The sequence below is a fragment of the Halorubrum yunnanense genome (assembly GCF_026586675.1).
GTDB classification, from domain to species: Archaea; Halobacteriota; Halobacteria; order Halobacteriales; family Haloferacaceae; genus Halorubrum; species Halorubrum yunnanense.
Genome location: NZ_JAODIX010000030.1, coordinates 67,923 through 89,489 on the forward strand (window position 1 = coordinate 67,923; position 21,567 = coordinate 89,489).

The window sequence follows — 21,567 nt, forward strand, 5'->3', positions numbered from 1 at the left end:
CGTGGCCGCTCTCGTCTCCCCCGCCGCCCCGGCGCTCCCAGCCGTCACCACGCTGGCGGTCGCGGTGGCCCTCGACCTGCTCGTCGCGGAGCCCCCCGGACGGGTCCACCCCGTCGCGCTGTTCGGGTCCGTCGTCGGACGGGTCGACCGCCCGTGGTCGCGCCCCCGGCTCGTCGGCGTCGCGGCCGCGGTGGGGCTCCCGCTCGCTGCCGGGGTGGTCGCCGGCGGGACCGTAACGGCCGCGGCGGGGGTCGGAGCGCGGAGCGGCGTCGGCCCGAAGCTCCTCGCCGTCCCCGTCGCCGGGACGCTCCTCTTCTCGCTCGTCAGCCTCCGGATGCTGCGCGAGGTCACCGCGGAGGTCGTCGGGCTGACCGAGAGCGACCCGGACGCGGCCCGCGAGTCGGTCAGGGCGCTCGTGGGGCGGGACGCCGCCGACCTCTCGCCGGCCGACCTCCGGAGCGCGGCCGTCGAGAGCGCGGCCGAGAACCTCGCCGACGGGTTCGCCGCCCCGCTCGCGGGGTTCGCGGGCGGCGCGACGGTCGGGCTGGCGGTCGCCCCGGCGGGCGTCGTCCCGCTCGCCGCGGGGGTCAGCGGCGCGGCGTGGGTGAAGGCCGTGAACACGCTCGACTCGATGCTCGGCTACCGGTCGAAGCCGGTCGGGTGGGCGAGCGCCCGGCTCGACGACGCCGTCATGTACCTGCCGGCCCGCGCGAGCGCGGGTTGTCTGGCGGTCGCAGCCGGGTCGGTGGGGGCCCTCTCGCGGGCCCGGTCGTGGGCGCGGGAGCCGGAGTCGCCGAACTCCGGGTGGCCGATGGCGACCGCGGCGGCCGCGCTCGACGTGCGGCTGGCGAAGCCGGGGCGCTACGCGCTCAACCCGGCCGCCGGGTCGCCGAGCGTCGCCGACGGGGAGCGGGCGGTCCGGCTCGTCGGCGTCGCTGGCGCAGTCGCCGTCGCGGGGGCGGCGGGGTGGCTGCTCGCGGTCGGGTGGCTGCTCCCGACGATGTGGTGGCTGTCGAGCGACTGGCCCCCGGCTCCCGCGGGGGTGATCGGATGAGGGCGGCCGCGCTCCGGGGCGCGCTCGGCTTCCTCACCCGGATCCCGGTCGGTCGCAGCGAGGCGGCGTGGGAGGCGTTCTCGCGCGCGCCGTGGACGTTCCCCGTCGTCGGCTACCTCGTTGGGGGGCTCGTCGCGCTCCCCCTGCTCCTGCCCGCCCCCGCGCCGACGGTCGCGCTGGCGTTTCCGCTCGCCGTCTACGCCGTGACCGGGATCACTCACCTCGACGGGGTCGCGGACCTCGGCGACGCGGCGGTCGTCCACGGAGAGCCCGAGAGGCGTCGAGAGGTCCTGAAGGACTCCGCGCTCGGCGTCGGCGGGACGGTGGCGCTCGTCGCCGTCGTCCTCGGGCTGGCGACCGCCGCGTTCGGGCTGGTCGAGGCCGCGACCGCGGCCGGCGCGCCGGGCGTCCGCGACCGGCTCGGCGTCGCGGTCGGCGTCGTCGTCGCCGCCGAGGTCGGCGCGAAGGCCGCGACCGCGACGCTCGTCTGCGTCGGCGACGCGGCCCACGAGGGGCTCGGCTCCGCGCTCACGGAAGGCGCCACCGCCGGGTCGGCGCTCCCGGTCCTCGCGCTCGCGGCGCCCGCCGCGCTCCTCGCGTGGCCGCGGCTCCTACCCGGAGCCGCCGCGCTCCTCGCCGCGCTGGCGACGGCGGAGCTCCTCCGGCGGTGGGCCCGGCGCCGGCTCGGCGGCGTCTCCGGCGACGCGCTCGGCGCGACGACCGAGCTCGCGCGGGTCGCCGCGCTGCACGCGGGGGTGATCGCGTGGACGCGCTTCTGATGTGTGGCGGGCGCGGGACCCGCCTCGGGGGAGCCGTCGAAAAGCCGCTGACCCCGATCGGGGGGCGGCCGATGGTCGACCGCGCGCTCGACGCGCTCGCCGGGAGCCGCGTCGAGACGGCGCACGCGGTCGTCTCGCCGCACGCGTCGGCGACGCGCGCGCACCTCGTCGACGAGCGTCCGGAGGAGTCAGTGATCGACGCGCCGGGGGACGGCTACGTCGCCGACCTGCGGTACGCGATGGACGCGGTCGGTGCGGGCGACGGGGACGACGCGAGCGACGCGGGCGACGTCGGCCGATCGGCCGCCACACCCTTTTTAACGGTCGCCGCCGATCTCCCGCTCCTCGACTCGGAGGCGGCGGACGGCGTGATCGACGCCGCCCGGGCCGCCGGCGCCGGCGACGCGCCGGCGTCGCTCACCGTCTGCGTCCCCGCAGCGCGCAAGCGCGAACTCGGCGTCAGCGCCGACACCGCGGCCGAGGTCGACGGCCGGGAGGTCGTCCCCGCCGGGATCAACGTCGTCGGGGGCGGGAAAGGCGAGGGGAACGACGGCGACGCCGCCGTCCACGTCACCGAGGACGTCCGGCTCGCCGTCAACGTCAACTACCCGTCGGACGTTCGAGTCGCCGAGGGGCTGCTCGCCGACGGGGCGGCCGACAGCGAGGAGGGGACACACCGATGAACTACGACGACGCCGTCGACCTCGACCGCGCGGCCCACGGGAGCAGCGACGACCCCGACCTGCTGGACTTCTCGGCGAACACCAACCCCGAGGTGCCGGCGGGCGTCGAGGCGGTCTACCGCAAGGCGTTCGCGGACGCGCGGACGTACCCGGCAGAGCCGCCGGCGGCGTTCCGCGAGGCCGCGGCCGACTACGTCGGCTGCGACCCCGAGGCCGTGGTCCCGGCCCCCGGCGGGCTCGCCGCGATCCGGGCCGCGGTCGCGCTCGCGGTCGACCCGGGCGACACCGCCCTCCTCCCGGCGCCGAGCTTCGGCGAGTACGCCCGCGAGGCGCGGCTGCAGGGGGGCGAACCCGCGTTCGCCCCGGCGAGCGAGATTCTCGACGCCGACCCGAGCGGCCACGCGCTCGCCGTGGTCTGCGATCCGAACAACCCGACCGGGACCGCGTACGACCGGGCGGCCTTGGAGCGGTTCGCGGCGCGGTGTCGCGAGGCCGACACGCGCCTGGTGGTCGACGAGGCGTTCCGCGGGTTCACCGACCGTCCGTCGCTCGCGGGGACGGAGGGCGTCGTCGTCGCCCGCTCGCTCACGAAGCTGTTCGGGCTCCCCGGGATCCGGACCGGCTTCGCGGTCGCGACGGGCGAGGTCGGCGCGGCGCTGTCGAGCGCCCGGCGGCCGTGGAACCTGAGCGCCCCGGCGCTCGCGACCGGCGCGCACTGCATGCGCCGGGAGGAATTTATAAGCGAGACCCGCGAGCGCGTGCGCTCGGAGCGGTCGCGGATGCGCGAAGCCCTCGCCGGGCGCTACGGGGTCTCCCCCTCGGACGCGCCGTTCCTGCTGCTCGACGTCGGGAAAACGGGGCGGGCGGTCGAGGCGGTCGTCGGGGAGGCGCGCGAGCGCGGCGTCGCGGTCCGGGACGCGACCACCTTCCGCGGGCTCGACTCGCACGTTCGGGTCGCGGTGCGCCGGCCCGCGGAGAACGACCGACTGCTGGCGGCGCTGGGGGTCGAGGACGAGAACGCGACTGATCCGGAGGGCGACGGTGTTTGAGGCGACCGTGCGGGACGGCGTCCTGCGCCTGCGCCGCCCGGGGACGCGCTGGCTCTCGACCGGCTGGGACGGCGGGCGCTCCCGGGGCGACGCCGCCTACAACGTGACCGTCCCAGAGGCGTTCGAGCGCACCGACCTCGGCGCGTACCGCGACGAGCGGCTGTCGCGGGCGGGGTTTAAAAGCACGACCGACCCGCCGACCCTGTTCACCGGCGTCGCGATGGAACACGCGCGGGGCGCCCGCCGCGGCCCCGTCGTCGCGTACGCGACCGTGGGGCTCTCGAACCCGGCGATGCTCCCGATGGAGCCGGTCGAAGAGCGAGCCGAGACGGTCGACGGGGACGCGGCGGCGACCGAGGGACCGCCCCGGCGACCCGGCACGGTCAACCTGATCGTCGGGACCACCCGTCGGCTCGCGGACGGCGCCGGGGCGAACCTCGTCGCCGTCGCGGCCGAGGCGAAGGCGGCGACGCTGCTCGCGACCGCGGGCGTCCCGGGGACGACCAGCGACGCGGTCGCCGTCGCCGACGACCCGGAGGGGGAGCCGGCGGCGTTCTCGGGCAGCGCCACGGCGGTCGGCGCGGCGGCCCGCGTCTGCGTCCGGGACGCGGTCCGCGCGGGCCTGCGGTCGCGGTACCCGGACGGCAATCTGCCCGGTCCGGCCGGCGACGCCGAGCACGGCGTCGTCGCCGACGAGCGGGCGGAGGTCTTCGAGATATGACAGCAGACAACACCGACAGCGACACGGCGGAATCGGACGACGAGAACCCAAGTGCCCGGACGCCGGGCGGCGGCGCGGCCCCCGAACCGGAGCCGATCGAGCCGGCCGCGCCCGAGGAGTTCGGCCTCGTGCAGGCTTGGTGGGGCGACGGAAAGGGCAAGACCACGGCGGCGATGGGGATGGGCTTCCGGGCCGCGGGGCACGGCTACCGCGTCCACATGCTCCAGTTCATGAAGGGGGGCGCCGACAGCGTCGAGGGCGTTCGGGGCGAGTACAACGCCATCGCGGCCATGCCGGGGTTCACCTACGAGAACGCCGGTCACTACGGCTGGCACGGCCTGCTCGACGGCTCCGCCGACGACGAGCACGAGGCGCAGGCGCGGGGCGCCTTCGAGCGGGCCGAGGCGCTCGTCGCGGGCGCCGCCGACGCCGACCTCTCCGGGCCGCTCCCGCTCGACGGCGAGCCCGACGACGGGGTTCACATGCTCGTCCTCGACGAGCTGCTGTACGCGGTCGACCGGGGGCTCGTCGACCCCGACGAGGCCGTCTCGCTCGCGGAGTCGAAGCCGGAGGGCCTCGAACTCGTCCTCACCGGGAGCCACGCGGAGCCGGCGTACCTGGAGGGCGTCGCCGACCTGATCACGAACGTCCGGAAGGTGGCGCATCCGTTCGACGCGGGCCACCGTGCCCGGCGGGGGACGGAGTACTGAGACGCATGATCCGGCCGCGACGCGCGCCGCGTCGGAGGCGCCCGTGACCGACGCCGACTCCGACCCTGACCCCGACGCCGAGACGGTCCTGATCGCCGGCACGGCGAGCCACGCCGGCAAGAGCACGCTGGCGGCCGGGCTCTGTCGGCACCTCACGCGGAACGGGGTCGCGGTCGCCCCGTTCAAGGCCCAGAACATGAGCAACAACGCCCGCGTCGCGCTGACGCCGGGCGGCGAGTGGGGCGAGATCGGCGTCTCCCAGTACGTGCAGGCCCGAGCGGCCGGGGTCCCGGCGACGACCGACATGAACCCCGTGCTGCTCAAGCCGCGCGGCGACGGCGAGAGCCAGCTGGTGATCGACGGGGAGGCGGTCGGCCACTTCGCGGCCGGCGAGTACTACGAGTCGCACTGGGAGGCGGCCCGAAACGCGGCGGTCGCGGCCCACGGCCGGCTCGCGGCCGACCGCGACGTGATCGTCGCCGAGGGGGCGGGCAGCATCGCCGAGATCAACCTCCACGATCGGGACCTCGCGAACGTCGAGACGGCGCGGTTCGCGGACGCCCGGATCCTGATCGCGGTCGACATCGAGCGCGGCGGCGCCTTCGCGAGCCTCTACGGGACGCTCGAACTCCTCCCCGACGACGTCCGCGAGCGCGTCGCCGGCGCGGTCATCACGAAGTTCCGCGGCGACCCCGCCCTGCTGGAGCCCGGGATCGCCGAGATCGAGGAGCGCACGGGGGTCCCGATCGTCGGCGTCGTCCCCCACGACGACCCCGGGCTCCCCGCGGAGGACAGCCTCTCGCTGCCGGACGCGGGAGCGGAGGGGACCGACAGCGGGTCGACTGCCCTCGGCGCGGACGACGGGGTCGCGGACGCCGATGCGGTCCGGATCGCCGTCCCGCGGCTCCCGCGGATCTCGAACTTCACCGACCTGGAGCCGCTGGCGCGCGAGCCGGGCGTCCGGGTGGCGTACGTCCCGCTCGACGCGCCCCGCGGCGACGCGTCCGGGAGCGGCGCGTCCGGCGGCGACGCGCCCCTCGCCGGCGCCGACGGGGTCGTCATCCCCGGCTCGAAGAACACCGTCGACGACCTGCTCGCGCTCTGCGACGCCGGCGTCGACGACGCGCTCCGCGACTTTTCCGGGCCGATCGTCGGGCTCTGCGGCGGCTACCAGATCCTCGGCGAGCGGCTGACGAACGCCGAGGTTGAGGGGACCGGGCCGGAGACCGAGGTCGAGGGCGTCGGCGTGCTCCCGGTCGAGACGCGATTCTCGCCGGAGAAGCGCGTGGAGCGCGTGACGCGGTCGGTCGAGGGGGTCGGTCCGCTCGCCGGCGCGTCGGGAACTGCGACCGGCTACGAGATCCACATGGGTCGGTCGTCGCCGACCGAGGCGATCGCCTCCCCGCTGGGCCCGGAGAGCGCGGCCACCGACCGCGCGCTCGGGACCTACCTCCACGGCCTCTTCGAGAACGCGGGCGTCCGGGACGCGTTCGTCGACCGCATCTTCGCGGTGGCGGGGAAGCCGCGGCCGGCGGCCGGGTCGGGCGAGGGCGACGGGGGCGCGACGGGGGAGGCGGCCGACCGCTCGCCGTACGACCGGGCCGCCGACCTCGTCGCCGACAACGTCGACCTCTCGGCGCTCGGGGTCGGCGACGTCGGGTGACCGGGCTCAGGGGCGCCGCTACGGCGAAATATCCTTATAAATCCCCGCCGACGGGTCGCGTATGGTCTCCCGCGAGAACGCCGTCATCGGGACGTGTATCGCCTTCACCGCCGCCGTCGCTCTCCTCGTCGATTCGCTGAACGCGTCGTATCCGGAGTGGGCCCCGCTCGCGCTGTTGATCGGCGGCGGCGTCGTCACGCCGCTCGCGATCAACGAGGCGCTAAACAACCGAGAGACGGCGTAGGGAGTCGCATGTCGTCGGACTGCGCGACCCGCCGATCACGCCCCGGCCAGCGTCTCCTCCAGCAGCTTCCGCTGGGCCGCCGCGAGGTGCTCGGCGAACGTCGAGGGGGCGATGTCGAGCGCCGCGGCGACCGCGCTCGCGTTGGCGTCGCGCGGGCGCTCGAAGTATCCCAACCGGTAGGCGGTGCGCAACACCTCGCACTGCCGGTCGGTGAGCCGGCCGCGGTCGACGAGGGTCCGGTCCGGCACCGCGTCGTCGTCGGCCGCGCCGTGGACGAGGTAGCGGACCTCGACGCGGTCCGCGATGCCGTCGAGCGCCGAGACGATGTCGCGGAGACGCTCGAGGTCGGGGAGGTGGAGCGTCAAGAGGAGGACGCCGTCCTCGGCGCGCGCGTCGGCGATCGGGCAGTCGAGCTCCTCGATGACCCGACAGGCGCACCCCTCGTCGCGCGGGCGGTCGTACCGGTACACCCGCTCGTCGCCGAGGTCGACGACGGACGCCGCCGCCGGAACGTCCTCCGCCCGATCGACCGCGTCCGGGTCGCGGGCGCGGAATTCCTCGGTGTGAGTGTCGCCCGCGTGCGTCCAGTTGACGCCCGTGATCGGACCGTCGTGGGCGGTCGACGCCGCGACGACCGGACAGTTCCCCGCGCCGTGGATCGCGACGCCGGCGCGGACGCCGTCGGGCACCTCCCCCGCGCGACTCCCCGTGGACTCGCCTCCGGTTGCCATCGGATCCCGGAACGGGCGACGGACACAAAGGCCTGATCCCCAACGAGCGGGTCGGTGGGGGGCCCTCCGAGAACACCCGCAATACTGTGGGTCGGTCGGTATCGGTTCGCCGCTCGGAGCCGTGACCGTGACCCGAACGATCCACGCCGTTGGAGCGATCGCCCTGGCCGGTGCCGGGGCCGGAATGAGCGTCGCGACGGCCGCGGGCCTTGGAGGCGGAGCGGCCCGGGGCCTGGCGACCGGAACGGGGACCGGCGCCGTGCTGTTGGTCGGCGCCCTCGCCTTCGCGATCGCCGCCGGGAGCCTCAGCTACACCGCCGTCACGGAGGCCAGATTGGCGCTTCGGACCGACGGGTTTCGGGTCACGTGGACCGACCTCGGCAACGCGACCGCCGTCGCCGTCGCGGCGCCGGTCACCTACGCGCTCTCCGTGCAGGTCGGCGTCGGGCCGGTCGTGGCCTCCGCCTTGGTCGGGCTCTGCGCGTACCTCCTGTCGGAGACGTACGGCGCCCCCGCGTACTGCGGCTCGTTCGTCGGGATGGCGACCCCGGCGGCCGGCGCGGACCTCGGGGCCGTCGCCGCCGCGGGCCTCGTCGCCGGCGGCGTCTTCGTGGCCGCCAAGCGCGCGTTCAACGGGTTCGGCGGGAAGCTCGGCACGACCGCGTTCGTCGGCTGCCTGACGGTGGCGGCGCTCGGCGGGCTCGCGCCCGGAGCGGGGGCGGTCCCGGAGCCGACCGTCGCCGCGGGCCTCGTGGTCGCCGCGGCCGTCGCCGCCCTCGTGGCGTTCCTCGTGAGCGTCCGGCTCGGCCACGGCCCGGTCGTCGGCTCCGCGGTCGTCGGGCTCGTCGCCGGCGTGGTCTTCCCGCCGCTGTTCGCCGGGGGCGACGCGCTCGCGGCCGTCGCCTTCTGCGCGTCGTTCGTCGGGATGGCCACGCCGGAGCGGATCCCGGGGCCCGGCCCGATGCTGCTGGCCGGCGGGACCGCGGGCGTCGCGTTCGTCGGCGCCGCGCCCTACTTCGTCGGCTTCGGCGGAAAGCTCGGAACCATCGCGTTCGCGGCCTGCCTCGTCACCGCGGGGCTCCTGTCGCTCGGCCGCGTCCTCGCCCCGGTCGCCGGCGACGCCGCGACGGGGTGACCGTCGCCGGGGTCGACGAGGGCGGTCGGCGCGGTCGACGACCGCGAGCGACGCGGAGCGATATTTAAAACACCATGCTACTCCGGTCCCATTGGGAGGGTCGTGGGGGGCCTACGCTCGACGCGATGACCGACCCGACCGAGACGTCCGAACGGAGCTTCGAGTCGAACCCCACCGTCTGCCCCTTCTGCGGCGTCGGCTGCGGCGTCGAGTACGCCGGGTGGGGGAGCGCGACCGGGGTCGAGGGACCGGTGAACGGCCGCGGGGAGATCTGCCCGAAGGGCGCGGCCGCGTTCGACGTCGTCGACCACGAGGACCGCCTGACCGAACCGCTCGTCAGGCACGACGGCCGCTTCGTCACGGCGCCGTGGGAGGAGGCGCTCGACCGCGTCGCGGACGGCGTCGGGCGAGTGGTCGACGAGCACGGGCCGGACGCCGTGCAGTTCTTCGCCTCCTCGAACTGCACGAACGAGGAGAACTACGTCCTCCAGAAGCTCGCGCGAATCCTCGGGACGAACAACGTGGACAACTGCGCGCGGCTCTGTCACGCCTCGACCGTCGCCGCGATGAGTGACCGGCTCGGCGCGGGCGCGATGACGAACACCCTCGACGACTTGCGGGAGGCGGACTGCCTGTTCGTCAACGGCGCGAACCCGGCGGAACAGCACCCGGTCGCGTTCCGGTCGTACATCCTCCCGGCGGTCCGCGACGGCGCGACGCTCGTCCACGTCGACCCCCGTGCGAACGACACGACCGAGGCGGCCGACGTCCACCTCCCGCTGCGGCCCGGCACCGACATCGAGGTGGCGAACGCGATCGCCGCGGTCCTCGTCGAGGAGGACCTCGTCGACGAGGCGTTCCTCGCGGAGCGGACGACCGGGTTCGACCGGCTTCGCGAGCACCTCGCCGACGTCGACGTCGCGGCGAACGCCGAAGCGGCGGGCGTCGACCCCGAGACGGTCCGCGAGGCGGCCCGGGCGTACGGCGAGGCCGACCGCGCCGCGGTCATCACGGGGATGGGGACGAGCCAGCACCGCTGCGGCACGGACAACGTCCACGCCCTGCTCAACCTCGCGCTGCTGACCGGGAACGTCGGACGACCCGGGACCGGCGTGAACCCGCTGCGCGGGCAGAACAACGTGCAGGGCGCCAGCGACGTCGGCGGGCTCCCGGGCGTGCTCCCCGGCTACGAGTCCGTGGCGGACGCGGACGCTCGCGAGCGCGTCGCCGCGGAGTGGGGCGTCGAGCCGCCGGCCGAGCCCGGGCTCACCGAGGTGGAGGCGACCCACCGGTTCGGCGACGAGGTGCGGGCGGCGGTCGTCTTCGGCGAGAACCCCGCGGTCACCGAGCCGAACGCGAGCGCGGTCGCGTCGGCGTTCGACGAGCTCGACTTCTGCGTCGTCATCGATCTGTTCGAGACGAGGACCGCGGCCCACGCCGACGTGGTCCTCCCGGGGAGCGCGTGGGCCGAGAAGGCCGGCACGGTGACGAACACCGACCGGCGCGTGATGCGGATGCGGCCCAACGCCGATCTCCCCGGGAACGCCCGGCGCGACTTCGAGATTCTGAGCGCGCTCGGCCGGCGGCTGACCGACCGGCCCGAGGGGTTCGAGTACGAGGGGCCGGAGGCGGCGTTCGACGAGGTCACGCGCGTCGCCCCGATCTACGGGGGGATGAGCTACGAGGGGATCGGCGACGGCTACCAGCGCTGGCCCTTCTCGGCCGACGACGGCGCCGGCACGGACGTGTTGCACGCCGAGGAGTTCCTGACCGGCGAGCGCACCGCGCCCCTCGCGGTCGTGGACCCCGTCCCGCCCGCAGACGCCCTCGACGCCGGCGAGCTGACGCTGACGACCGGCCGTGTGCTCCAGCAGTTCAACAGCGGGGCGCTCAGCCGCCGGTCGGACCGGCTCATGGCCATGCGCGGCGAGGACGCGCTCCAGATCCACCCCGACGACGCCGCCGACCGCGGGATCGGTGACGGCGACCCGGTGACCGTCTCGAACGAGCGCGGGAGCGTCGAGGTCACGGCCGAGGTCACCCCGGCGGTCCGCGAGGGCGTGACGTTCTGCACGTTCCACTACGCGGAGCCGCTCGCGAACGCCCTGACCGGCGACGCGCTCGACCCGGAAGCGGGGATTCCCGAGTTCAAGCACTCGGCTGTCGCCGTCGAGCCGGCCGCCGGGGGCGACGCGGCCGACGCCGACTGAACGGCCGTCTGAGCCGCGTAATCGGCGATCGACCGCGGCCTGACGGTCGAAGGGCCCGCTATCACTCCTGAGAGTGGGGTGAGACATCTTATATAGTTGAAAATCGCAGCGCTGCATATGGCGACATCTGGAGAGTACGGGCGGGGAGACTTCGGGCAGGGCGGTTTAAACCAGGGGCTGGACGTTGCCGGACTGGTCGAGGAGATCGGGCTCGACGCCGACGAGATCGCGTGGCGGAAGCAGTTCGTCGGATTCGACGAGGAGGACGAGCGGCGACTGAGCCGGTACGAGGACGCTTTCGCGGAGAACGCCGAGCAGGTCGCGGACGACTTCTACGACAACCTCACCGGTCACCAGCAGACCGTCGACGTGATCGGCCGCTCCGACAAGGGGCTCGAACAGCTCAAGCGGACGCAGTCGGCGTATCTCGTAACGCTCGCCGAGGGCGAATACGGGTCGGAGTACTTCGAGGACCGAGCGCGGATCGGGAAGATCCACGACATCCTCGAGATGCCGATGAAACACTACATCGGTCAGTACGGCGTGTACTACGACCTGATCCTCCCGATCATCGGCGACCGACTCACTGACTCGCTCACGGACCGGCTGGCCGACGAGGGCGCTGGCGAGGGGGTCGGAGACGCGGTCGAGGCGGCGGTGGAAGAGGAGGTCGACGACGCGATCGAGGACCTCCTGTCGGTCCTCCGGATCATCAACCTCGACATGCAGGTCGTCACGGACACGTACATCCAGTCGTACAGCGAGAAGCTCTCCGAGGAGATCGATCGGAACAAGCGCCTGATGTCCGAGGTCGAAGACGAGATCCAGGGGCCGATCGGCGACCTCCAGGAGTCGGCGGCGGACGTCGCGGACAGCGCCGCCGAGGTCGGCGACGCGTCGGAGGAGCAGTCCCAGCGGGTCAACGAGATCTCCTCGGAGGTGGCGAACCTCTCGGCGACGGTCGAGGAGGTGGCGTCGACCGCCGACGAGGTCGAGCGGACGAGCAGCCGAGCGGAAGCGATGGCCGACGACGGGCGAGAGGCGGCCGACGACGCCGCGGCGGCCATGGACGACATCGGCGAGGCCGTCGAGGAGGTGGCCGACGACGTCGAGGCGCTCCAGGACCGCGTCGAGGAGATCGACGAGTTCGTCGACGCGATCAACGGGATCGCGGACCAGACGAATCTGCTCGCGCTGAACGCCTCGATCGAGGCCGCACGCGCGGGTGAGGCCGGCGCCGGGTTCGGCGTCGTCGCCGACGAGATCAAATCGCTCGCGGAGGAGTCGCAGAAGCACGCGAGCGACATCGAGTCGATGGTGGGCGGGATCCAGACCGACACCGAGGACACCGTCGAGAGCCTCGGGGAGACGACCGAGCGGGTCGAAGAGGGGAGCGAGCGCGTCGGCGACGCGACGGAGAGTCTCACCGTCATCGCCGAGGCGGTGACGGAGACGGCGGACGGCATCGACGAGGTCGCCGACGTGACCGACGAGCAGGCCGCCGCCGCCGAGGAGATCGCCGCCACGATCGACGAGGTGGTCCAGCAGTCGAACCGCGTCAGCGACGAGATGCAGGAGCTGGCGGCCGAGAGCGAGCACCAGGCCGAGATGGTCGACACGGTGGAGCAGACCGTGCGCCGGCTGGCCGTCGACGACGACGGAGCCGGCGAGGCGTCCCGTACGGACGGCGGCCGGACAGCTCAGGGGACGGACCGCGATCGGTCGGTTCCGTCGGGGCTTCCGGACGGGATGCCGGAGTTCGTGATCGATCGGCTCTCGGACGAGGAGCTGGAGGCGGTGGCGGCCGGAGAGCTGGAGATGGACGACCTGTTGTGAGCCTGTCGGGGCGACCGGACCGCCGCGGTCCGCGGCCCGCCGGCCGAGTCAGGGGGCGAAGTACGCGTCCGGGCCTCGGACCCCGGGGAGATCGCGGAGCGCCCGGGCGCCGCACCGGGCGCAGGCGGTCGGGTCGTCGGGGTCGTCCGGGAGCGCGAACACCGTCTCGCAGGCGTCGCAGGCGACGTAGCGCAGCGCGAGCGACGGGGAGTCGGTCATGAGCCGAGTAGGCGGTCGACGCACTTGAACCGACGCCCGGCCTCTGCGCGCCGCCGGTCCGGTCCGGTCTCGGAGTCGCTATCGGTCGGACCGCGCGTCTCCGGACGACTCGATCCGCGCCTCGTACTTCGCGAGCGACTCGTCGAGCGCGTCGCCGGCGTCGACGTCGGCGGTCTCGGCGAGCGCGAGCAGCGCGAACAGCGCGTCGCCGACCTCGTCGGTCGCGACCGCCGCGGCGGCCGGGTCGCTCCCGTAGTCGGTGGAGGTCGCCACCTCCTTCGCGACCTCGCCGAGCTCGCTCTCCACGTCGAGGACGCGGTGCGCGAGGTCGGTCTCCAGCCCGTGCTCGGCGACGAACGCGGCGACGCGCTCCTGCTCGTTCATGAGCGTCGCCTCCGCGCGTTCGGGCAAGAATCCCCCGCTTCGAACGCGGCGAGGACAGCGGCTTCGACGGTGGCGAGGACGGCCGGTCACGCAACCCCTAAGACGCGAGCGACCCCACGGATCGTATGCGAATCGCCATCTTGGGCGGCACCGGCGACATCGGCGAGGGGCTCGCGCTCCGGCTGGCGGCGGACACGCCCCACCGGGTCGCGATCGGCTCGCGAGAGGCCGAAAAGGCCGAGAACAGAGCCGAGGAGTACACCACCGAACTGGAGAGCCGCGGGCTCGACGCCGCGGTGACCGGCGGCGAGAACGCCGCGGTCGCCGCCGACGCGCGGGTCGCCGTTCTCGCGGTCCCGCCGTACCACGTCGGCGACACCGTCGAGGCGGTGGCGGGGTCGCTCGACGACGGCGACGTCCTCGTCTCGCCGGCGACGGGGATGAAGCGCGACGACGAGGGGTTCCACTACCACAAGCCGGGCGCGGGTTCGGTGACGGCCATCGCCGCCGGCGCGGCGCCCGAGGGCGTCGCGGTCGTCGGCGCGTTTCACAACCTCGCGGCCGCGCGCCTCGCGAACCTCGACGCCGACCTGGGGATCGACACGCTCGTGATCGGCGACGACGAGGACGCGAAGGGGACGGTCGCGGACGTCGCCGAGGGGATCGAGGGGCTACGCCCGCTCGACGCCGGTGGGCTCGCCAACGCGCCCGAGATCGAGGGGCTCACCCCGCTCCTGATCAACGTCGCCTCGAACAACGACGGGCACCGCGACCTCGGCGTGCGATTCCAGTAGGAGACCGGCGTGAGGTACGGCCCAGTTATAAATAAACGGACGGCCGTTCAGTACGATTTATAAATAGAGTCGAGCGGCGGCGTCGACGACCACCGTTCCGGCGGTCCATTATTTATAAATTGTTACGCACAGATCAACGATGAACACCGCCAAAGCCCCAGCCGCTCGCTTATAAATGACTGAATCCGGATCGACGATGAACACCGCCAAAGCCCCAGCCGCGACGGCTCGGGGGCCTCGCTGCGGTCCTCAGTCGCTCGGCGGGCTCGCTTCCTGCGGTCCTTGCTTCGGCCACCGTCGCCCTCGCGACTGCCCCTTTGAGTCCCACCCGACCGCACCGCAACCGTGGCCTCACGCCTCCCCAACCTCGGCGGACGGCCCGGCGCGGGCAGGGTCGCGCCGGACCGCCGCCTCCCTCGCGCGGCGTCGTCGCCGGCGGCTTTGCCGCCGGCTGCCAGAGGGACCGGAGGTCCCTCGCTGTTCGCGGCCGCCCTCGGCGGCCGCTCACGAGCGCGCGCCACCGTCGTAGTCGGGGGTGAGGTAGCGTCGTCGCAGTCGTTCGAGTCCCCGTTCGGCCGCCGTTCCGTTAGGCCTTTGCGCGGCCGGTGCCTCCGGACGATAGATGGAGTACCTGGAGCGCCGGGTCGCGCTGGTCGAGGAGCGGCTGGAGGCCGTCATCGACGAGGTCGAACCCGACGAGCTGTCCGACGAGGTCGGCCACGTCGTCCTCGCCGGCGGGAAGCGGGTCCGCCCGGCGGTGGCGATCCTGGCCTGCGAGGCGTTCGACGGCGACCCCGACGACGCCGTCGACTTCGCGGCCGGGATCGAGTTCGTCCACAACGCGTCGCTCGTGATCGACGATATCATCGACCGCTCGGAGGTCCGGCGGGGCACCCCCTCCGCGTGGGCGGAGTTCGGGTACGGCCCCGCGATCGTCGCCAGCGACGGGCTGCTCGGCGAGGCGTTCGGCCTCTTCTCGGCGGAGCCGCGCGCGATGCGGACCGTCGCCGAGGCGATGGTCGAGCTCGGCGAGGGAGAGGCGACCGAGCTCGCCGACCGCCCGACGACGGAGGCGGAGTACATGGAGCTCGCTCGGCGGAAGACCGGGGCGCTGTTCCGGGCCGCCGCCGAGCTCGGCGCGGTCGCCGCCGGCGCCGACCCCGACGCGATCGACTCGTTCGGCGAGTACGCCGAGCGCGTCGGCGTCGCGTTCCAGATGCGCGACGACGTGCTCGACGCGACCGCCGACGCCGACGACCTCGGCAAGCCGACGGGCCAGGACGCCGAGATGGACCGGCCCTCTGTGGTGCAGGTCACCTCGCTCACCCCCGAGGAGATCGACGAGCGGGCGCGGGAGCAGTCGGAGCTCGCCTTGGCCGCGCTCGACGACGCCGACCCGCCGGAGACCGAGGCGATCGAGTACCTCCGCGACCTCGCGGAGTTCGTCGTCGTGCGGGAGCGCTGATTCGGACGATCAGAGCCAGAGAGGGCGGGCCTCAAGCTTTAGTGTTTGTCCAAGTAGAGTATACCAACATGGATTGGCACGAGCGTTTGAACTCCGGGGAAGATATGCTGTGCCAACAGGCAGTTCGGATTCCGCTCCCGGACGTGGAGGCAGAACGAGATCTTCACGAGAATATGATGCGAATCGCGGACGCCGGCGAGCGAAAAAGCCGGTTACTCGACGACCCAGACGTCCCGTTAATGGAGGTGTACGAGGACGAGCTGAACGAGATGAGACGGAGCTTCGAGTACCGCTTGGAGCAGGTCGCCGGTGAGGACTACTACGACGTCGCGACCGCGTATCTCGACGGGGAACGCGACGACTGGATCGGAGCGCTCGCGGCGTATTATCTCGAGTGTTATTACCGCCTGCAGGAACGCTACACCGTTGACGAACAGATTTTCTTGCTGGTGATTCTGCGATATCCGGACTGCTTCACGGTGAATCTCAGTTTCCTCACGGGCGACGTCAGCTCAGACGCAGTCCGATACGAGTCTTCGGCCCTCTCGGAGGCGGATCTCTCCGACCGCGATCAGGAACAGTACTACGCGGACAGCCAATACTCGCAGCACAAAGCCGCGGAATACCTCCGCGAGAGCGTCGACCGTATTCGCGACGCATTCCCGGAGCCGGATTCAACCCCGATCGAGCAGCGACGACATGGAGGGTTCGTGCATCTCACCGGAAGACGGGGACCGGCGTTCGCAGAGGTGCTCGAAGCCCTCACTCCGAACCCAGATCGATTCGATGACGAGGCTTCGACGCCCGGTCTCGTTCCGGAAGGGCCGGAAGCCAGACGAGCGAAGCAGCGGTTACTCATCGACGCCGAGGTGTTAATTTGACCGGCTACGACCCCGGTAAGCTCGTCGAGGCCGCCCGACTCACTCATTCTGGACGAACCCGTCCGAGCAGTCGTACTCGATAGCTCTCAGCTACGCTCGTCGTGGACTGGAACGTGCCTCCGACAGTCGCTTGGTCGCAACGACCGGAAGCGTGAACCGAGACGGGCCCGTACGTCCGGCAAGCGATGCCCACGGAGATCCCGGACGACGACGCGGTCATCCTCTTCGACGGCGTCTGTAACCTCTGCAGCGGGTTCGTGCAGTTCGTTCTCCCCCGCGACACGGGGGGGAGGTACCGCTTCGCCTCCCTCCAGTCCGACGTCGGGCAGGCGCTGCTGGACGAACACGACCTGCCGAGCGACGAGCTGGACTCGGTCGTTCTGATCGAGGACGGAGAGAGCTACGTGAAGTCGGCGGCGGTCATCCGGATCGCGACGGGACTCGGGGGCGTCTACCGGCTCCTCGCGCCGTTCCGGTACGCACCTCGATCGATCCGCGACCGGATATACGACTTCGTCGCCGAGCATCGGTACCAGTGGTTCGGCAAGAAAGACCAGTGCATGATGCCGTCCGGCGACGTTCAGTCGCGGTTCTTGGAGTGAGCGGGGCGACCCGCCCCTGAGGGGCTCGTCGTCGCCGACCCGATCAGTCGTCAGCGCCCTCGGCCGCGGTCCGGGCGTTCTCCTCGATCGGCTCGCTCTCCCAGTACGGGTGGTCCGCGTCGGCGCGGAAACACGTCGCCGAGCGGCCCTCGCCGACCTCGTACGACGGCGGCGACGACTCGCGGCAGGCCGCTCGCGCCTCCGGACATCGGGTGTGGAACCGACAGCCTGCGGGCGGGTTCCGGGGCGACGGCACGTCGCCGTGGAGCGTCGCGAACTCCTCCTCGCGGTCCTCGGTCGTCACCCGCGGGACGCTCGATAACAGCGCCTGCGTGTACGGGTGCGCCGGGTCCGCGAATATCTCGTCGACCGGCCCCGTCTCGACGATCTCGCCGAGGTACATCACGGCGACCCGGTCGCAGATGTGGCGCACGACGCTGAGGTTGTGCGCGATGAAGAGGTAGGTGAGTCCGAAATCGGCTTGGAGGTCGTCGAGCAGGTTCAGGATCTGCGCCTGCACGCTCACGTCGAGCGCCGACACCGGCTCGTCGAGGACGACGAAGTCGGGGTCTAAGGCGAGCGCCCGCGCGATCCCGATCCGCTGGCGCTGGCCACCCGAGAACTCGTGCGGGTACCGGTCGATCTGGTCGGCGGAGAGGCCGACGCGTTCGAGCAGGTCCCGAGCCGTCTCGCGGCGCTGCCCCTTGTCGGCGACGTCGTGGATCCGGAGCCCCTCCGTGATGATGTCGCCGGTGGTCATCCGCGGGTCGAGACTGGAGAACGGGTCCTGGAACACGATCTGCGCGCGCCGCCGGAACTGGTTCAGCTCCGCGTCGGTCATCCCGCGGACGTCGGTCCCGTCGAAGGTGATCTTGCCCGTGGTGGGCTCGCGCAGCCGCAACACCGTCTCGCCGGTCGTCGACTTCCCGCAGCCGGACTCGCCGACGAGCCCGAGCGTCTCTCCCTCCCGCAGGTCGAAGGAGACGCCGTCGACCGCCTTCACGCTCTCCGACTCCTGGCCGAGCAGGCGGTCGATGAGCGACGGGTCGTCCGCGTAGTACTTTTTCAGCCCGTCGACGGAGAGCAGCGGGTCGCTCATTCGCCGTCACCCCCGTCGGTCGCGGCCTCCGCATCGGGGTCCGCGGCGTCGCCGCTCCCGCCGAAGTAGTCGTCCGGGAGCGCGTCGGCTGGGTCGTACTCGCGGTCCGCGAGGACGCACTTGGCGCCGTGGTCGGCGGCGTCGGCGACCGTCGCCTCGGGCGGCTTGTCGAGGCACGCGTCCATCGCCTTCGGGCACCGGTCCGCAAAGTAACACCGGTCGTCCATCTCGGCGTCGACCAGGCTCGGGACGTTGCCCGTGATCGGTTTGAGCCGCGCTTGCGGGTCATCGACGTCCGGGATCGAGCCGAGCAGCCCCTGCGTGTACGGGTGGACCGTGTCCTCGAACACCGAGTCGAGCGTACCGCGCTCGACGACCTCGCCCGCGTACATCACGCAGACGCGGTCGCACATCTCGGCGATGACGCCCAGGTCGTGGGTAATGAGCACGATACTCATCCCGCGGTCGGCCTGAATCTCTTTCAGCAGGTTCAGGATCTGCGCCTGGATCGTCACGTCGAGCGCGGTCGTCGGCTCGTCGGCGATCAGCACGTCCGGCTCGCCCGCGAGCGCCTGGGCGATCATCGCGCGCTGGAGCATCCCGCCGGAGAACTGGCCGGGGTACTCGTCGACGCGCTCCTCGGGGTCGGGTATCCCGACCTGTCCGAGCAGTTCGGCCGCCCGTTCCATGCTCCCCTCGCTGGTGTAGTCGCGGCCGGGGACGATCCCGTCGAGGAGGTACTTGCCGAGCCCGTACCCCTGCGTCCGCGAGCGCGTCGAGCGGGGGTTCGCCCGGGCCCGGCGCTGTACCTCGACCGCCTCGGCGATCTGCTCGCCGACCGTGATTGAGGGGTTGAAGCTGCTCATCGGATCCTGGAAGATGACGCTGAACGAGGGACCGCGCAGCGACCGCCGGACGCTGGGCGGCACGGTCCGGAGGTCGACGTGGTCGCCGTCGACCCGCACGCCGTCGTTCCCGCTGAACTCCTCCGCGAGGTCGGGGTCGCGGTACCACACCTCGCCGGCGGTGACCCGGCCGGGCGTCTCGACGAGGTCGACGAGCGACAGCGCGGTCACCGACTTGCCGGAGCCGGACTCGCCGACGACGCCGAGGATCTCGTCTTCTCGAAGGTCGAACGACACCGACTCCACCGCGTTGATCTGCCCCTCCTCGGTGAAGAATCGGGTCGAGAGGTCCCGGACCGACAGCACGTCGTCCGGCCCGGGCGTTCCGGTCGGGGTCGCGTCGCCGGTCTCGAAGGCGTCGCTCATGCGGCACCCCCTTCGCCCTCGATGCCGGGGTCCAAGGCGTCACGCAGCCAGTCGCCGAGCAGGTTGATCCCGATCACCGACAGCATGATCGCGAGCCCGGGGATGGAGGCAATCCACCACTGGCCGGAGGAGACGTAGTCGCGCCCCTGCGCGATGTCGAAGCCCCACGACAGCGTGGTCCCGGAGAAGCCGAGGAACGACAGCGAGCTCTCCAAGAGGATGATCGCCGCCACCTGCACCGTCCCGAGCACGATGATCGGCGTGATCGCGTTCGGGAGGACGTGCCGGAGGATGATCGTGTTATCGTCGGCGCCGAGCGCGCGCGACGCCTTCACGTACTCCTGCCCGCGCAGGGAGAGCGCCTCCCCGCGGGCGACCCGGGCGAACCACACCCAGTTGACGAGGCCGACGACGATCACCACCGTTATCGGCAACACGAAGCTTTCGGGCATCTCCGGTGCGAGCCCGGCGACGACGAACGGGTCGGGGACGTTGACCGCCGCCCGCCCCCACAGTCCGATCAGCGCGACCGCCAACACGAGCGAGGGGAACGCGAGGCTGATGTCGGCGATCCGCATCAGCGCGTCGTCGACGCGTCCCCGGTGGTAGCCGGCGAGTAAGCCGACCGGAACGCCGATCGACGCCGCCAGCAGCGTGCCGAGCACGCCGACAACGAGCGACGTCCGAGCGCCGTACACCACCCGCGAGAACATGTCGCGGCCGAGCCCGTCGGTGCCGAACACGTGGTCGGGGTCAGCGTTGATCTCGACCTCCTCGGTGACCGTCTGGATCTCGCCGTCAACCATCTGCGAAGAGGTCCGCTCCGCCGTCTCCGAGAAGCCGATCGGGGGCAGCTCGCTCTGGTTGAGCTGCTGGTCGGTCGGGTTGTGGGGCGCGATGAAGGGGGCGAACACGGCGGTCAGGGCGATGATTACCACCAGCGCCAGCCCGAGCTTCGCGAGCCCGCTCTGTCTGAACTCCTTCTTGAGATTTCGAATGACACGTGAAGAGACCATGTTAGTCAGTCACCACCTCCGGGTCGAGGTAGGCGTACACCACGTCGACGAGGATGTTGACGAAGACGAAGCTCGTCCCGATGACGATGAGACTGCCCTGTAGCGTCGGCCAGTCCCGGTTGTTGATGCTGTCGATGACGAGCGATCCGAGCCCCGGCCACGAGAACACCGCCTCCGTGATGACGGCGCCGCCGATCAGCGTCCCGAGCTGGAGCCCGAGGACGGTGATCACCGGGATCAGCGTGTTCCGGAGCGCGTGTTTATAGCGGATCAGGGTTCGCGGGAGCCCCTTGGCCCGCGCGGCCTGGACGTACCCCTTGCTGAGTTCGTCGAGCATCCCCGACCGCGTCAGCCGGGTGATGAGGGCCATGAAGTACGTCCCCAAGGCGATGGCCGGCAGCGTGATGTACGCGAGCCACGTCAAGAGCGTCCCGACGAACGGGTCGGCGTTGACGACCGAGAAGGCGACGTCGACGACGGTGACCCCGCGGCCGCTGGTGTTGAAGATGTTGAACTCCACGGCGAAGATCAGGATGAGCATAATCCCGAGCCAGAAGTTCGGCGTGGAGATGCCACCGAGCGACAGCAGCGTCGCGCCGTAGTCGATCGGCTCGTTGCGCCGGGTGGCGCTGATCACGCCCAGCGGAATCGCGAGGACGATGGCGACGACGCTGGCGGCGACGGCCAGTTCGACTGTCGCGGGCAGCCGCCCGAACACGAGCGTCGTGACGTCCTGGCCGCGGATGTAGGAGAACCCCATATCGCCGCGCAGCAGGTCGAAGATGTACTGGCCGTACTGGACGTACAGCGGCTGGTCGAGACCCAGCTCGGCCGCGATCGCCTGCCGCGTCTCCTGAGAGGCGTCGAGCGGCGCGACCGCGTTGATCGGGCTGCCAGGGGTGACGAACCGGAGCGCGAACACGACGGTGACGACGCCCCAGACGACGCCGACCCCCTGGAGGCTTCTTTTGAGTGCGAACCTTCCGAGTGACATTAATGACGGTAGAGAGGGGTAGTGGCG

22 protein-coding genes are annotated in these 21,567 nt (G+C 72.1%); 15 read left to right on the forward strand and 7 right to left on the reverse strand.

The features are described 5' to 3' along the window. Position 1 precedes the first annotated feature (1 nt). The 8 genes from N5096_RS07515 (at position 2) to N5096_RS07550 (ending at position 6,903) form a co-directional block, all read left to right on the forward strand. Positions 2–1,054: a CobD/CbiB family cobalamin biosynthesis protein gene (locus N5096_RS07515; RefSeq protein WP_267663721.1), complete on the forward strand. Its 1,053-nt coding sequence runs from the start codon at positions 2–4 to the stop codon at positions 1,052–1,054. After that, positions 1,051–1,833 carry an adenosylcobinamide-GDP ribazoletransferase gene (cobS, locus tag N5096_RS07520; protein ID WP_267663722.1) on the forward strand — a complete coding sequence of 261 codons (783 nt, stop codon included), beginning with the start codon at positions 1,051–1,053 and terminating at the stop codon, positions 1,831–1,833. Before N5096_RS07515 ends, cobS begins: the two co-directional genes overlap by 4 nt. After that, entirely contained in the window at positions 1,833–2,516 is a 684-nt protein-coding gene (locus tag N5096_RS07525; RefSeq protein ID WP_267663908.1) for an NTP transferase domain-containing protein, read from the forward strand. The genes cobS and N5096_RS07525 overlap by 1 nt, the downstream gene beginning before the upstream one ends. Then, entirely contained in the window at positions 2,513–3,565 is a 1,053-nt protein-coding gene (locus N5096_RS07530) for an aminotransferase class I/II-fold pyridoxal phosphate-dependent enzyme (protein ID WP_267663723.1), read from the forward strand. Before N5096_RS07525 ends, N5096_RS07530 begins: the two co-directional genes overlap by 4 nt. After that, positions 3,558–4,286, forward strand: a complete 729-nt coding sequence (locus N5096_RS07535; protein WP_267663724.1) for an adenosylcobinamide amidohydrolase — start codon at positions 3,558–3,560, stop codon at positions 4,284–4,286. Before N5096_RS07530 ends, N5096_RS07535 begins: the two co-directional genes overlap by 8 nt. Then, the gene (locus N5096_RS07540; RefSeq protein WP_267663725.1) at positions 4,283–4,996 is read left to right on the forward strand and encodes a cob(I)yrinic acid a,c-diamide adenosyltransferase; all 714 of its coding nucleotides are present in this window, start codon (positions 4,283–4,285) and stop codon (positions 4,994–4,996) included. The genes N5096_RS07535 and N5096_RS07540 overlap by 4 nt, the downstream gene beginning before the upstream one ends. Before the next feature lie 43 nt (positions 4,997–5,039). Then, on the forward strand, positions 5,040–6,659 hold the full coding sequence (locus tag N5096_RS07545) for a cobyric acid synthase (RefSeq protein WP_267663726.1): 1,620 nt from the start codon (positions 5,040–5,042) through the stop codon (positions 6,657–6,659). 61 nt (positions 6,660–6,720) lie between these two features. Then, a complete protein-coding gene (locus N5096_RS07550; RefSeq protein ID WP_267663727.1) occupies positions 6,721–6,903 on the forward strand; it encodes a DUF7987 family protein in 183 nt (60 codons plus the stop codon). A gap of 35 nt (positions 6,904–6,938) precedes the next feature. On the opposite strand, the gene N5096_RS07555 is transcribed toward N5096_RS07550, so the two are convergent. Then, a complete protein-coding gene (locus N5096_RS07555) occupies positions 6,939–7,634 on the reverse strand; it encodes a helix-turn-helix domain-containing protein (RefSeq protein ID WP_267663728.1) in 696 nt (231 codons plus the stop codon). 184 nt (positions 7,635–7,818) lie between these two features. Here N5096_RS07555 and N5096_RS07560 point away from each other — a divergent pair, with 184 nt between their 5' ends. The 3 genes from N5096_RS07560 (at position 7,819) to N5096_RS07570 (ending at position 12,815) form a co-directional block, all read left to right on the forward strand. Then, a complete protein-coding gene (locus tag N5096_RS07560) occupies positions 7,819–8,769 on the forward strand; it encodes a hypothetical protein (RefSeq protein WP_267663909.1) in 951 nt (316 codons plus the stop codon). A 125-nt stretch (positions 8,770–8,894) separates the two neighbouring features. After that, entirely contained in the window at positions 8,895–10,979 is a 2,085-nt protein-coding gene (gene fdhF, locus N5096_RS07565) for a formate dehydrogenase subunit alpha (protein ID WP_267663729.1), read from the forward strand. Positions 10,980–11,096: 117 nt separating this feature from the next. Beyond that, positions 11,097–12,815, forward strand: a complete 1,719-nt coding sequence (locus tag N5096_RS07570) for a globin-coupled sensor protein (protein ID WP_267663730.1) — start codon at positions 11,097–11,099, stop codon at positions 12,813–12,815. A gap of 48 nt (positions 12,816–12,863) precedes the next feature. On the opposite strand, the gene N5096_RS07575 is transcribed toward N5096_RS07570, so the two are convergent. Next, complete coding sequence (locus N5096_RS07575) at positions 12,864–13,034, reverse strand: hypothetical protein (protein ID WP_267663731.1); 171 nt, start codon at positions 13,032–13,034, stop codon at positions 12,864–12,866. Positions 13,035–13,112: 78 nt separating this feature from the next. Beyond that, positions 13,113–13,418 carry a MazG-like family protein gene (locus tag N5096_RS07580; RefSeq protein WP_267663732.1) on the reverse strand — a complete coding sequence of 102 codons (306 nt, stop codon included), beginning with the start codon at positions 13,416–13,418 and terminating at the stop codon, positions 13,113–13,115. Between the two features lie 125 nt (positions 13,419–13,543). On the opposite strand from N5096_RS07580, the gene npdG reads away from it, so the two are divergent. From npdG to N5096_RS07600, 4 genes are all read left to right on the forward strand, one after another. Then, positions 13,544–14,212: an NADPH-dependent F420 reductase gene (gene npdG / locus N5096_RS07585; RefSeq protein ID WP_267663733.1), complete on the forward strand. Its 669-nt coding sequence runs from the start codon at positions 13,544–13,546 to the stop codon at positions 14,210–14,212. A 622-nt stretch (positions 14,213–14,834) separates the two neighbouring features. Continuing rightward, positions 14,835–15,677, forward strand: a complete 843-nt coding sequence (locus N5096_RS07590) for a polyprenyl synthetase family protein (protein WP_267663734.1) — start codon at positions 14,835–14,837, stop codon at positions 15,675–15,677. 68 nt (positions 15,678–15,745) lie between these two features. Next, positions 15,746–16,558 (forward strand): hypothetical protein, encoded by an 813-nt coding sequence (locus N5096_RS07595; RefSeq protein WP_267663735.1) that lies wholly within the window; start codon positions 15,746–15,748, stop codon positions 16,556–16,558. Positions 16,559–16,743: 185 nt separating this feature from the next. Continuing rightward, the gene (locus N5096_RS07600; protein ID WP_267663737.1) at positions 16,744–17,160 is read left to right on the forward strand and encodes a thiol-disulfide oxidoreductase DCC family protein; all 417 of its coding nucleotides are present in this window, start codon (positions 16,744–16,746) and stop codon (positions 17,158–17,160) included. Positions 17,161–17,203: 43 nt separating this feature from the next. On the opposite strand, the gene N5096_RS07605 is transcribed toward N5096_RS07600, so the two are convergent. Genes N5096_RS07605 through N5096_RS07620 form a run of 4 tightly spaced genes read right to left on the reverse strand, consistent with a single transcriptional unit; the run spans position 17,204 to position 21,540 of the window. Then, positions 17,204–18,259 (reverse strand): ABC transporter ATP-binding protein, encoded by a 1,056-nt coding sequence (locus tag N5096_RS07605; protein ID WP_267663738.1) that lies wholly within the window; start codon positions 18,257–18,259, stop codon positions 17,204–17,206. Beyond that, the gene (locus N5096_RS07610) at positions 18,256–19,530 is read right to left on the reverse strand and encodes an ABC transporter ATP-binding protein (protein ID WP_267663739.1); all 1,275 of its coding nucleotides are present in this window, start codon (positions 19,528–19,530) and stop codon (positions 18,256–18,258) included. The genes N5096_RS07605 and N5096_RS07610 overlap by 4 nt, the downstream gene beginning before the upstream one ends. Further along, complete coding sequence (locus N5096_RS07615) at positions 19,527–20,546, reverse strand: ABC transporter permease (protein WP_267663741.1); 1,020 nt, start codon at positions 20,544–20,546, stop codon at positions 19,527–19,529. The genes N5096_RS07610 and N5096_RS07615 overlap by 4 nt, the downstream gene beginning before the upstream one ends. Position 20,547: 1 nt before the next feature. Then, a complete protein-coding gene (locus tag N5096_RS07620; protein WP_267663743.1) occupies positions 20,548–21,540 on the reverse strand; it encodes an ABC transporter permease in 993 nt (330 codons plus the stop codon). Positions 21,541–21,567 lie beyond the last annotated feature (27 nt).